This is a genomic window from Acinetobacter sp. KS-LM10 (assembly GCF_036896575.1).
Lineage (GTDB): Bacteria > Pseudomonadota > Gammaproteobacteria > Pseudomonadales > Moraxellaceae > Acinetobacter > Acinetobacter avistercoris.
This window is the reverse complement of sequence record NZ_CP145906.1, coordinates 2,364,780-2,378,048: the sequence shown is the minus strand read 5'-3', so window position 1 is coordinate 2,378,048 and position 13,269 is coordinate 2,364,780. Positions and strand designations below refer to the sequence as shown.

9 protein-coding genes and 1 pseudogene are annotated in these 13,269 nt (G+C 38.6%); 4 read left to right on the top strand and 6 right to left on the bottom strand.

Annotated elements, in window-relative coordinates:
• Positions 1-121 precede the first annotated feature (121 nt).
• The 4 genes from V5M36_RS10835 to V5M36_RS10820 all read right to left on the bottom strand — a co-directional run bounded on the left by V5M36_RS10835 (position 122) and on the right by V5M36_RS10820 (position 3,632).
• Positions 122-733, bottom strand: a complete 612-nt coding sequence (locus V5M36_RS10835) for an NAD(P)-dependent oxidoreductase (protein ID WP_338558857.1) — start codon at positions 731-733, stop codon at positions 122-124.
• 496 nt (positions 734-1,229) lie between these two features.
• Positions 1,230-1,766: a gamma carbonic anhydrase family protein gene (locus V5M36_RS10830; RefSeq protein ID WP_338558855.1), complete on the bottom strand. Its 537-nt coding sequence runs from the start codon at positions 1,764-1,766 to the stop codon at positions 1,230-1,232.
• A 194-nt stretch (positions 1,767-1,960) separates the two neighbouring features.
• Complete coding sequence (gene dacC / locus V5M36_RS10825; RefSeq protein ID WP_338558852.1) at positions 1,961-3,109, bottom strand: D-alanyl-D-alanine carboxypeptidase PBP5/6; 1,149 nt, start codon at positions 3,107-3,109, stop codon at positions 1,961-1,963.
• A gap of 127 nt (positions 3,110-3,236) precedes the next feature.
• Positions 3,237-3,632: an MCR_0457 family protein gene (locus V5M36_RS10820; protein ID WP_338558849.1), complete on the bottom strand. Its 396-nt coding sequence runs from the start codon at positions 3,630-3,632 to the stop codon at positions 3,237-3,239.
• A gap of 921 nt (positions 3,633-4,553) precedes the next feature.
• On the opposite strand from V5M36_RS10820, the gene V5M36_RS10815 reads away from it, so the two are divergent.
• Together V5M36_RS10815 and V5M36_RS10810 are read left to right on the top strand one after the other, a co-directional pair.
• The gene (locus V5M36_RS10815; protein WP_338558847.1) at positions 4,554-5,384 is read left to right on the top strand and encodes a peptidoglycan DD-metalloendopeptidase family protein; all 831 of its coding nucleotides are present in this window, start codon (positions 4,554-4,556) and stop codon (positions 5,382-5,384) included.
• 102 nt (positions 5,385-5,486) lie between these two features.
• On the top strand, positions 5,487-6,419 hold the full coding sequence (locus tag V5M36_RS10810; RefSeq protein WP_338558845.1) for a LysR family transcriptional regulator: 933 nt from the start codon (positions 5,487-5,489) through the stop codon (positions 6,417-6,419).
• A 75-nt stretch (positions 6,420-6,494) separates the two neighbouring features.
• Here V5M36_RS10810 and V5M36_RS10805 read toward each other — a convergent pair whose 3' ends face one another.
• The gene (locus V5M36_RS10805) at positions 6,495-7,706 is read right to left on the bottom strand and encodes an aspartate aminotransferase family protein (protein ID WP_338558843.1); all 1,212 of its coding nucleotides are present in this window, start codon (positions 7,704-7,706) and stop codon (positions 6,495-6,497) included.
• 161 nt (positions 7,707-7,867) lie between these two features.
• Here V5M36_RS10805 and grxD point away from each other — a divergent pair, with 161 nt between their 5' ends.
• The gene (gene grxD / locus V5M36_RS10800; protein ID WP_338558841.1) at positions 7,868-8,209 is read left to right on the top strand and encodes a Grx4 family monothiol glutaredoxin; all 342 of its coding nucleotides are present in this window, start codon (positions 7,868-7,870) and stop codon (positions 8,207-8,209) included.
• Positions 8,210-8,367: 158 nt separating this feature from the next.
• On the opposite strand, the pseudogene V5M36_RS10795 reads toward grxD, so the two are convergent.
• Positions 8,368-10,915: pseudogene (locus V5M36_RS10795) on the bottom strand (AAA family ATPase); the annotation flags it as partial.
• Positions 10,916-11,100: 185 nt separating this feature from the next.
• Between V5M36_RS10795 and V5M36_RS10790 the strand changes: the two are divergent.
• The gene (locus V5M36_RS10790; RefSeq protein WP_338558837.1) at positions 11,101-13,269 is read left to right on the top strand and encodes an AmpG family muropeptide MFS transporter; all 2,169 of its coding nucleotides are present in this window, start codon (positions 11,101-11,103) and stop codon (positions 13,267-13,269) included.

Genomic DNA, 13,269 nt, shown 5'->3' with positions numbered 1-13,269 from the left:
TTTATTAATATTTGCATGACTTCAATATTGCAAAAAAGAATGAAAGAAAAAATGCAAAAAAGCCCGAAAGGATCGGGCTTTTAATTTATACGAATATTATTGATATTTTAATCTTGGATGATCAATAACCAACAGTAAATCGTTGTTGGATATGGTTGTTGTTTTCAAGCTCATCAGAGAGTGCAATTGCAAAATCTTCAGCTGAAATTTTACTACCATCTTTACTTACGATCAGTTCATCCTTACCTAAGCGGAACTCACCAGTACGTTTACCTGGTCCAAATTCAGCAGCTGGAGAGATGAAAGTCCAATCGATATCATCTACTTGTTTCAATTTATCTAGAAAATGTACAGCAGCTTCAGCTTCAGGTTTATACGCTTCAGGAAAATCATCTGTATCTAATAAGCGAACATTTTGATTAGGAACGTTTAAACTACCAGCGCCACCTACAACGATATAACGTTTAATTTTTGAATCTCTTACTGAATTAATCAATGCGTTCGCATCCAATCCTTGAAAAGGAACCGAACTAATCACTGCATCTTGGCCTTTAAGTTCAGCAACCAGTGCATCATGGTCATTTAAATCAATGTCTACGGACAACACGCGTTCTGTGTCAGGGACTTTATGTGTATTACGTGCGATGGCTTTAACATAATGGCCTCGTGAAACAAGTTCTTCCAGAATACGTGAACCAGCCATACCTGTTGCACCAATTAAAGCGATCTTCATATAATTCCTCATTATTTTTAAATTATTAAAGTGAATCCCAACATGTTGAGTAATCTGATTTTTAATTGATAAATAAAATACGAAACTTTATAAATCAGTCAAAAAATTAATTAATCAATAATTTAAAAGTTAGAATTGAATCTTCATTCTTATCTATATATGACCTTGATATGTTATTAGTTGAGTCTGCTTTATGTCATAGCCTTGTTAAAACTGTATTTTTTTAATTAGGTTTATGTGTGATCACTGACGCTAATGATAGTTTTTTAGTAAATTTTAATCATAGATCTCTTTAAAAAGTCGAAAAATGATCATTGAGTGGGCATAAATTGATAGGTAAAAATACCTTCTCCCTTTTGGGGGAAGGCTAAAGTGAGTGCATACTGATTGTGCGTATATGATATAAAAATCTTTTATGAAAAATGAAACACGCCTAAAGAATTAGAAAGCTGATTCTTTAATGAGTTCATTGATTTTGATGGTTATTAATTGATAGTTATTGATTTTGATAGTTTGCAGAAACTTTGACATAGTTTTGTGCAGAGTAGGGTAAAAAAGCCAATTCTTTTTCAGTCAATTTTCTGACTTGTTTGACTGGACTTCCCACGTATAAATAACCACTTTCCAAGCGTTTTCGGGGTGGAACCAGTGATCCAGCACCAATCATGACGTCATCTTCAATGATCGCGTCATCTAAAATAATAGTATTAATTCCAACGAGAACACGATCACCAATGGTACAGCCATGCAAAGTTACATGATGCCCAATCGTAACGTCTTCCCCAATAATTAAAGGTGAGCCTTCAGGCTTTGACGCATTTTTATGGCTGACATGTAGCATTGAATGATCTTGAACATTCGAATTTTTACCAATACGAATGAAGTTCACATCCCCACGAATCACCGCAAATGGCCAGATCGAAACATTTTCACCCAATACAACGTCACCAACCACCACCGACATCGGGTCGATGTAATTTGATTCATTGCTCTGAGGGTAAGTATCTAAATAAGCACGAACATTTTGAGTCATTCTAAAGGCTCTCAATTACATTATGTTGAACAGTATAAATTAAAAAAGCATCCATACCGAAATATGAATGCTTAAGTCTCATGCTTAAAATTTAACTCTTGATATAGAAACCGAGATTTAAAAACATAGAGCTAGAGATTTAGAACTTAAAATTTAAAAACTAAGAATTTAAAACTAAAATTCAAATTTAGAAATTAGAATAAGTTACTAAAAAACTGTTTGATATGGTCAAACATACGTGAGAAGAAACCTGCTTCTTCAACCGCTTGTAGTGCAACCAAAGGTTTTTCAGCAATCACTTTCCCGTTTAAAGTTGCTGTAAGTTTACCGACAACTTGACCTTTTTGAAGCGGTGCATTGAGATTAGGTTGTACAGAAATCTGTGTTTGAATCGCATTTGCCTGACCTTTAGGCATAGTCACATTGAACTTTTCAGCTAAGCCTACGTCTACTTGATTTTCTTGGCCAAACCATACTTTAGATGTGGTCAACTTAATATTTGCAGGTTGGACACTGACCGTTTCAAAGTTTGCATAACCCCACGCTAAAATTTCACGTGTTTGAGAAGCACGCGCATTCATGCTTGGTGCACCAAAAATCACTGAAATTAAACGCATTGGTCCGCGTTTAGACGATGTTGTTAGGCAGTAACCCGCTTCTTCAGTATGACCTGTTTTAAGGCCATCTACGCTTGGATCTGTATAAAGAAGGGCATTACGGTTGCCTTGTTTAATACCGTTAAAGGTAAATTCTTTTTCTGAATAGATTGGGTAGTATTTTGAACTGTCATGAATAATATGCTGAGCCAGTGTTGCCATATCTTTCGCTGTTGAATAATGACCTTCAGCTGGCATACCCGTAGAGTTAATAAAATTCGTATTGGTCATACCAATACGTTTTGCCTCTTGGTTCATGCTATGCGCGAAAGTACCCTCATTGCCTGAAATATGTTCAGCCATGGCCTTAGACGCATCATTACCCGATTGGATAATAATCCCGCGTAACATTTCAAGAACTGTTGCGGTTCCATTTAAAGGAACATACATACATGACTCGGCGCTACTTCCACGGCACCAAGCAGACTCGTTCATACGAACTTTTTCGTCTTCAGTCAGTTGGCCATTTAAAAGTTTTTGTTCGATGATGAAACTTGTCATCATTTTTGTCATAGATGCAGGAGCAAGCTTTTCGTTTTCATTTTTGCTTGCAAGAACTTGTCCAGTCTCATAATCCATTAGAACATAAGATTTGTTATTCAATTCTGGAGGTGTGGACAGAACTGTTGCTGCATAAGTAAATGATGGTAATAGTAGTGATGCTGCGATGGCGCTTTTTAGGGTCATTCTGGGTCGTTCCAATCTTATGTGAGCACAAAACAGCTTTGCATTCTAGGATAAACCAAAGCCGACTGCTATGGGGGAAGTCGGCTTATTTCATGCTAATTGTAACTATTTCATGCATCTTTGAAATTTAAGATTGATAATCTTTCACATCGTTGCAAACTTTTTTGTTGCCTTGCTCGCCTGCTGTTTTTGCATCAAGACGTGCTTGCTCTAAAGCAGTCTTAAATGCACTTTGTTTGACCAAGCTTTTTAAAGCAGCATCAGGGCTTTTTTCGTTGGGTAAATAATCTTTTAAAAGCGAGTTATAACCTGCCTTAAACTTATCATCTTGTGGTACGAGGGGCGGGCAGACTTCAGATAGAACGTAGATTGCAGCTAACTCGTCTTTGGTCACATTTTGCTGAGTCACTTCTATATTTTCTTTAATATCTGCTTTATTTTGCTCAGCAAAAGCGGTTGAACTCATTGCAAATGAAGTTGACAATATTCCAGCAGCCAACATAGCCGTTAATTTGTTTTGCATAATACGCCCAAATTTTATAACTAAATGATTTGCATAGAATAAACAATTTTTATGATTAAAAAATAGAGAAAATGTATCAAAGCTGTTGGTCTTGTATGAATAAAACCATTCATTCAGCTTACTTATTCAGAGAATTGATTTAAGCAAACTTTAATATTATGTGTTTATATTTATTATTTAGCGGTTAAACAGCAAGTATTTAGCGGTTAAACAGCAAGATTTAATTTAAAAATCGATATAAAACAAATGATTAATTTCTTTAAATCTGATAGAAATACAGTATTGTTATAATCGTAATTGTTTTGTCCTAACGATGTTGAGCTAGTATTTTCACTCAACACAATATACTGCTCATATTCGCGCTCCGTTATGGTTGAAATTTTGAGTGTGATGCTGCATTGGCTACCAGGAATGATTTAAGCGCTTTATTTCAAGCTTTAGCTTATATGAGCAGTGTTAGATGGTGGTCAAGAACTGATGATCAATCACGGGTTATCAAGAACCAAAGTTTAAGTTGTCATGAGAGCTGATATTTTGAGTTATGGATTCTAGGTTGAGCTCAAGCTTTGTCCTTGCCGTAATAGGAAAATGAAAAGAGATGAACACTAAGATAGAAAGACTAAGACAGAATCAGTCTTGGAGGATATGGTCATCATGTTCGTTAAAATCATCAGATGATCATTTTAAATCGACTGTTAACTGTGGCATTTAGATTGTTTTTTGTTTGAGTCAATCTTAATTTAAACTCACAGATGTAGCGCTAAATGACCTAACTGAGTTAAAAAGACTCTTGAATGCTTATGAGTGTTATAAGTTTGTGAAAAAGTAGGGCTAAACAGTCACATTTACATTAATTTTGCTAATCTTAGATCAGATCTAATTTTATTTAATATTTAACTTTTAAATTGCAGAGAGGGAGTCATGCTTTTGGCCAGACCAGAAAAAGTTTTAAAAATGCCTAAGGTATGGATAAATACACTCATGATTACAGTGGTATCAGTCACTGCAATCTCACTGGTGGGATGTGCTTCAAAGCCGCAGATCAATAATCCTACACGTTATGCGGCGGCTCCAGATTTTTATACAGTACGTTCTGGCGATACATTGAGTAAAATTGCAGCACGTTATGGGTTAAGTTATATCAGCGTTGCTGAAATGAACGATATTGCACCGCCGTATCGAATTTATGTTAACCAATCTATTCGTCTTAAACAGTCTGCAAACCGCAATACAAATCGCTCTACGACGCGTCCATTAGCAACGAATGAAGTACCTATTCAGCGTCAAACAGTTCAATTACCAACAAATACTCAACCGACTTATAGACCTCCAGTTACAACAACAGCGCCAGCAGCAATTGTGTCTACACCGGCAGTTGTTAAATCGACGTCCTTGCGTTGGGTTAAACCGTATAACGGATCTGTATTAGAAAACTTTAATCTTGCAACCAATGTGAAAGGATTACGCTATAGTGGTAATGTTGGTGATCCAATTTTAGCCGCTGCTGATGGTCAAGTGGTATATGCAGCAGATGGTTTAAAAGAGTATGGTAATCTGGTCTTGATTAAACATATCGATGGATATATCACAGCATACGCACACAATAGTAAACTTTTAGTGAAGAGTGGGCAAAATGTATCTGCTGGCCAACAAGTCGCGGAAATGGGTTCAAGTGGTACCACACGTACTATGCTCGAGTTCCAAGTCCGTTTGGATGGCAAACCAATAAATCCTGCAAATATTTTACCGTAGGGATGAATTTAGTTGGTGCAAATATAGAAATTCTTCGTATAATACAATGAGTTGCTTTTTTCTGAAAAGAGTGAAGCATCTCATAATTTCAGAGGGAAATTTATGTTAGATCAACTTCGATCAATGGGTGTTTTTGCATGTGTTGTTGAAAAAAGCTCGTTTAGTGGTGCTGCACGAGATTTGGGTATTACTACAAGTGCTGTAAGTCAACAAATACGTTCATTAGAACAAGAAATGGAAGTTACCCTACTTCATCGGTCAACAAGAAAACTAAGTTTAACAGAAGCAGGGCAGGCGTTCTTTTATAGCTGTCAAGAAATGCTTGCTGCTGCGGAACGTGGAAAAATTAGACTCAATGAATTACGAGATGATTTAGTTGGAGAGTTACGTATAGCAACGACACCAGAGTTGGGGGCAACGCATCTGGTTCCTGCGCTATCGCAATGGATGACTGCACATAAAGGATTGACTGTTCATTTTGAAGCAGAAAATCAATTTATCGATTTAATCCAAGAACGTATAGATATTGCGATTCGCATGTCGTCTAAAATTGAAGAAGTTAATAATTTAACGTATTTACCGCTAGCACGTGTCGATCAAGTTCTGGTTGCATCTCCAAGTTATATTAATCAACACTCGCCTATTTCACGTCCCGAAGATTTGATTAATCATGATCTTATACCTATAACGATCATGAAGAATTATCATCAATTTTCTTTTGAACATAACCTGACAGGCGAAAACGTGGCTTTAGAAATGAAGCACCGAATTCAAACCAATAATGTGTTCGTTGCGAAGTCTTTGTGCCAAAGTGGTCATGGAATTGCTCGGATACTTTATCTGGATGTTCAGAAAGAGTTGATGAATGGAACATTGGTAGAAGTACTGCCTGAGTGGAAACTTCCAGCCTTTGCACTCAGTGCAATGATTTTAAAGCGTGAACAACAACCGATGAAAATTCATCGCTGTTTAGATGCTTTAAAACAGTATTTTAGTCAGTTACCTAGTGGGCGAGTTATACAAGAAGCGTCTTGAAGCTCGAAAATCTAAAAAAGCCACTTTAAGTGGCTTTTTTAGATTTTGTTCGGGATAAATGAATGGCGCTTAACCTTAGTTTAGAAAGTTTTTAATCGCTGGGATCAAACGATTCAACAAATCATCAGCTTGTTCATGATTCATATTGAGGGCAGGCAGCAAACGAACGACGTTGCCTGCGGTTACATTGATGATTAAGTTGTGCTCAATACGTGCAATATCAACCAATTCACCGCATGCTTTTGGTAGTTCAATACCAATCATCATACCAAAACCGCGAACAATCACATTGTGTTCAACCAATTGAGTACGCAATTGTTCAGCCAAATAATGTCCAATTTCAGCTGCATTGGCAACGATATTTTCTTTTTGCATTAAATCGATAATGGTATACACCACGCGTGAACCCAGTGCTGAGCCGCTATAGGTTGAACCATGATTTCCAGCTGTCAAAATACCCAGACCTTTACCTTGGGTCATTACAGCGCCAATTGGGAAGCCATTGCCCAAACCTTTTGCTGTTGTGATGACATCAGGAACAATATTGGTATGTTGATAGGCGAAGTATTTACCTGTACGGCCGTTACCCGTTTGAACTTCGTCAAGCATCATCAACCAATTGTGCTGGTTGCACAAATGACGAATTTCTTCTAAATAGCTAAAACCTTGAGGGGCAGTGTTGACACCACCTTCACCTTGGATGGGCTCAACTAAAATTGCCACGATATCTGGGTGATTGATCGCAGCTTCCGTAATCGCTTCAATGTCACCAAATGGAACTCGAATGAAACCCTCAACGAGGGGAGCAAAACCTTCTTGAACCTTTTTATTACCTGTAGCGGACAATGTTGCCATAGTGCGACCGTGAAATGATCCATCTGCAACAATGATTTTTGGCAGTGCAATGCCTTGCATATGACCAAATTTACGGGCGATTTTAATTGCACCTTCATTCGATTCTGCACCACTATTCGAGAAGAAAATCTCTTCCATTCCTGAAACTTCAGCCAGCTTCTGTGCAGCAGCAGTTTGCCAAGGCACTTCATAGATATTGCTGGTGTGAATTAAGGTTGCTGCTTGTTCAGCAATCGCTTCAGCCAAGACTGGATGCGCATGACCTAAACCACATACTGCAATACCTGTTAAAGCATCTAAATATTCCGTATTGTCAGCTGTGTAAAGGTATGATCCTCGTCCTCGGACAAAGCTGATCGGTTGACGGCTAAAGACAGGCATCAAGTGAGAGGGTTGATCAGTTTGTACCGGTGCGAGGGTAATGTTATTCATGACTAACTCTTAGTTGTTAGGTGGAAAGTAAAAGTTTATCTAAACAAAATCAGCGCGAGATTAAAAGACCCAATGTAAATTTAAGTGGAAAAAATTGGCAATACGTTCTCTTTAAGTGGGATTTAGGTATAATGCACGCAGATGAGTTGAGGATTTAATCAATGACTGAACAAATGCGTGATACAGAAGCGTTAATTCGCGATCAAATTGCTAAACATGCGGTGCTTCTTTATATGAAAGGCACACCACAATTTCCACAATGTGGTTTCTCTGCACGTGCAGTTGAAGCATTGAGCCAAATTGGCCGTCCATTTGCTTATGTGAATATTTTGGAAAACCAAGATATCCGTACAATGTTGCCACAAATCGCAAATTGGCCAACATTTCCACAACTATGGATCAATGCAGAATTGATCGGTGGTAGCGATATCATGCTAGAAATGTTCCAAAATGGCGAACTCAAAACGCTGATTGAACAATATAGCCCAGCAGCTGAAGCGTAATTGAACGTGTTGAAGTTGTAAAAAAAGCGCCTTAAGGCGCTTTTTTTGTCAATGTATCCTCTAGATACATCTTAACTAACGATCAGATTATAATTTTTCTTCTGGCTCTTGCAGCTCTTTTTGAGCGTCTGATTCTTTTTTGGCTTTGTCTTTTTTAGCCTTATCTTTTTTCTTCTTTTTTTTCTTTTTCTTGGTCAGATCTTCAAGTTCAGCACCATCTTCAATCGCTTGCCAATATTCTAACTGCTCCATCACAGCCGCATAAATTGAGCCTTTGGTATAACGACCTTTTTTATTAAGCTGACCCACAGGACGGGCCATTAATATTTCCAGCGCTTCATCAATCGTACGAATGGCATGAATATGGAATTGTCCTGCGGCCACGGCATCGATGACATCCTGACGAATCATTAGATGATCCATATTTTGACGTGGAATGATGACCCCTTGTTTGCCTGTTAAACCTTGAAGCTTACACGCATCGTAGAAGCCTTCGATTTTAGCGTTGACGCCACCAATTGGTTGCACCTGACCCAGTTGGTTCATTGAGCCTGTTATTGCCCAAGACTGATCGATAGGCAGCTGACTAATCGCAGAAATTAAAGCAGACAGCTCTGCAACAGTTGCACTATCGCCATCGACTTGACCATAACTTTGTTCAAACGCGAGTGCTGCTGAAAAATGTAATATTTGTTCGCGACCGAAATGTGCCTTTAAGAAAGACGACATCAACAACACGCCTTTGGCATGAAGTGAGCCTCCAAGCTCTACACTGCGCTCGATGTCAAGAATATCACCGCCACCTTGATAGACAGAAGCCGTTAAGCGAGAAGGAAGACCGAATTCGACATCCGCATAATGAATCACGGATAAGGCATTAATTTGTCCCAAACGGTGACCACGTGTTTCAATTAACTGTGTACCACGTGATAAATCTTGCCAATACAGTTCACGTAAATAACCCAATCGATATTGACGATGTTTGAGTGCAGTATTGATATGCTCTGCAGTGACAATCGTGGCATTGGCCTTAAACGCATGATGATGTGATTCATGAATTAAATCACCCAAAGTCAAGGCGTGTAAGGATAATGAGCTTTGGTCTTCTGCTTGACGGCTAGAATCTGTGAGTAGCGCGGCAAGGGCAGAACGATCAAAAGGGAGGAGTTTGGAAGATTGAACATAGTCAGCAATCAAATGCATGTAGGCTTGTTCATTTTCGTCATTACGTTGTAATGTGTCGGTAAAGTCAGCACGAATTTTGAAGACACTGCCTAACTCAGGTTCGACTTCCAAAATTTCGTAATACACTTCTGGCTCTGCCAACAAGATGACTTTTAAATTTAGTGGAATTGACTCAGGTTCGATCGAGATATTCCCCGTGAGTGTCAACATGTGCTCTAAAGAGGTCAGTTTAATCTGTCCTGACTTGATTGCACGTTTTAAACCTTGCCATGCATAAGGTTGTTCTAAGAGTTGATCAGCTTCCAACATGAGGAAGCCACCATTCGCACGATGTAAAGCACCTGGACGAATCAATGTAAAATCTGTGCTGATCGTGCCTTGTTGAGTCAGTTGCTCTACATGGCCGAGTAAGTTGTAATGTGTTGGAAAGTCTTCAAAAATAACTGGCGCACCAGTGTTGGCTTTATTGCTAATCACCACATTGGCTTGATAACGTGCTGGTACGCGATTGAAATGTGCAGGTGAGAAATCAATTTCTTCTTGCTCAAGCACGGTTTCCACATTTTCGATAATATCGTCAGCATACAGTTTTAAATATTGCTCAAGTCCAACGACATTGGTGAATTTATTCAAGATCAATTCCATGCGCGGAATAATCACTTGTTTCGCGATTTCGCGGTTGAGTTCAGAGACTAAATCTCGTGCTTCATCTTCCAGATCGCCAATTTGTAAGCCCAAACGCTCCAACTTTTTATCCATATAGCGGATATTGGCATTGATTTCTGCGCGTTCTTTGCTATTCAATGCATTAATGTCTTCTTGCGACATTTCTTCAATTTGATCATTGATGAAATGCGTAGGAATAAAGCAATGTTCTTCATTTCGATTAATCAGTTTTAGATCTAGACCTTCGCCTTCGCGTGTTAATTCAACCAACGCATGATGTTGTTCATTACCAGTAATCATTCGAATTTTTTCAATACGATTATGATAGGTTTCTGCGCTAAAACGTCGTTCTAACTGCTTAAAGATGGTTTGCCATGTTTGGTGCAACATGGTTTGAAATTTACTGCCTTGTCCAGCAGGGAAATGCAGAGCGATCGGATTACGTGCATTTTTAAAATTATACACATAGACCCAATCATCGGGTGTCGGCATATTTTTGGCGTGTTGCTGTAGTAAACGCTTCACCATGGTGCGTTTACCTAAGCCCGCTGTACCTACTGCAAAAATATTGTAGCCTGAATAAGGCAATGCAATACCTGCCTCTACAGATGCTTTGGCACGGTCTTGACCCAAGAAATTATTCAGCGGTTTAATTCTTTTTGTTGATGCTGGAATCTTTGCTGCATTGGGTATATGGGTTAATTGTTCGGGTTTTAGTGCTGTTTGAGTCAAAGTGTTTTGAATTTCCGCTTTTTCAAATACTGATGGAACCGCATTTACAAGTGTGACTAAATTTGTGGTGGGTGTTGAAGTTATTACAGCGTTTGAGTTTATTTGATCGTGTTTTTGCGTCACAGGTGAAATCCAAAACTAATAAGTACAGTTGAAAGTCTAAAGGTATACAGGTTTAAGCGGAAAGATCAAGAGAACATCCGCTAAATAACTGCAAAATATCCTGTCATGGTTGCATAAAAATTATTGAAACCAGTGACATTAAAGGGTTGAATAGCATTAATTCATTTTGCCGACAATCACACGCAATGACAGCTCAAACTTCTGGATGGAAATCTGCATTTACAGCCTTTTTAGATCGTCGTGCTTTGATCATGCTCTTTTTGGGTTTTTCAGCCGGTATTCCAATTCTATTGATTTTCTCAAGTCTTTCATTGTGGTTGGGTGAGGCGGGCATTTCAAAAAGTGCCGTAACTTTTTTTAGTTGGGCGGCATTGGGGTATTCATTCAAGTTTGTATGGGCACCGCTCATTGATGAACTACCAGTTCCATTTTTAACGAAAATACTTGGACGTCGACGTGCATGGTTGTTAATTGCACAGATATTGATTATTTGTGCCATCTGTATCATGGCATTTTCAGATCCAGCTTTAGGGCAAGCTTATTTGTATCAAATGGCGGCAGGTGCAGTGCTTCTGGGCTTCTCAGCGGCCACGCAAGATATCGTGATTGATGCCTACCGTATTGAACTTGCTGAAACACAAATGCAAACCGTTTTGGCCTCTACCTACAATGCGGGTTATCGCATAGGAATGATCATTGCAGGTGCTGGTGCGTTATTTTTGGCAGCCAAACTGGGAACAGCGAAAGGCAATTATATATATGAGGCTTGGAAATTTACTTACTTGGTCATGGCTGCCGTCATGCTCATTGGTATTATCACAACCTTAGTCATTCGTGAACCTCAAGTAGATCGTGTGCGTAAAGAATATAAGCGCAGCGACTATTATCGCTTGATTGGAGTTTTCTTTATTGCGGTGAGTAGTTTTGTACTCAGTTATATTGTCTTAGGTCAGCTGATCGAGTCAATTATTGCAAATTTCATAATCGAAGACTCGTTTGCATTGTTTAGTTTAGAAGCGGCAAGATTCATCGGTTCTGGTGCAGTTGCATTTGGTATAGGTGCCATCCTCGTCAAGTTAGGCGCAGTCAATCAACAAATGGCCTATGAAACTTGGGTTAATCCTGTTGCGGATTTCTTTGAGCGTTACGGCTTAAAATTGGCGTTGGTGCTATTATTACTCATTGGTTTTTATCGAATTTCAGACATCATTGCAGGTGTGATATCGAACGTTTTCTACCAAGACCTCAATTTTAGTAAAGAACAAATCGCTGAAGCTGTTAAAATTTATGGGGTGATTTTTACCTTAATAGGTGGTTTCTTAGGTGGTTTGTTGGCGCAACGCTTTAACATCATGAAATTGATGTTTATTGGTGCTGTACTCGCCAGCTCCACCAATTTGATTTTTATCGGTTTAGTGAAGTCGGGGCAACAGCTTGCTGATGTTTCAGTGCAAGTCGGGCAGAATCTATATACCGCCCAAAGCGATGAGGTTGGTTATTTTAAATTGATCATTCCTGCTGATGTGTTGAATAAAGAAGATAAAATCAGTGTTCAGACTCAATTCACACATTCAGATCAAGAAGCGATCAAGGTTGATCTGCCTTATTTAAAAGCAAATAAGCAGCCTCAAATTTTATTTTATCCCTTATCTCAAGATAATCGATTACGAAGTTCTGAATTGAATCAAAGCATTGTTGTAAAAGGTCAATTATCAGGAATTGATCTGAATCAAGCACATGTGAATAAATCGATTTATTTGGTCTTAGATGGAAAGGATTATCCAGCGAAAGTAGATTCTCAAGGTTTAATTACTGGGGTTATTGATGGACAGGCACTCTCAACAGCACAAGATAAGACCATTCGTTTTAAAACTGAGGATTCATCTCTGAGTGAAGCGACTACCAAAGCTGCTTTATCTTATCAAGTAGATACAACGTCTAATCCAGTTCCACTTTCAATTGATATCGATCCTATTTCAGTCGTAGATGTCGATGCACAACCATTTGTCGAAGTAAAAGGAAAAGTGATTAAAGAATACAGTTCAAATTGGCTGTATTTTGCCATTATTGTTGATAACTTAGCTTCTGGTCTGGCAGGAGCAGCTTTCATTGCCTTTTTATCGAGTTTGACCAGTGTGTCATTTACAGCAGTTCAATATGCGATTTTCAGTTCACTAATGACCCTTACACCTAAGATTTTAGGTGGATATTCGGGTACTATAGTGTCAAATATTGGTTATCCAAATTTCTTTCTCATGACCACCTTGATTGGTATTCCAATTCTTATTTTAGTGGTTTGGGTGGGAATGTTATTAAGCGATCACCATAAGCAAGTTGTTAATAAGGATGAATAA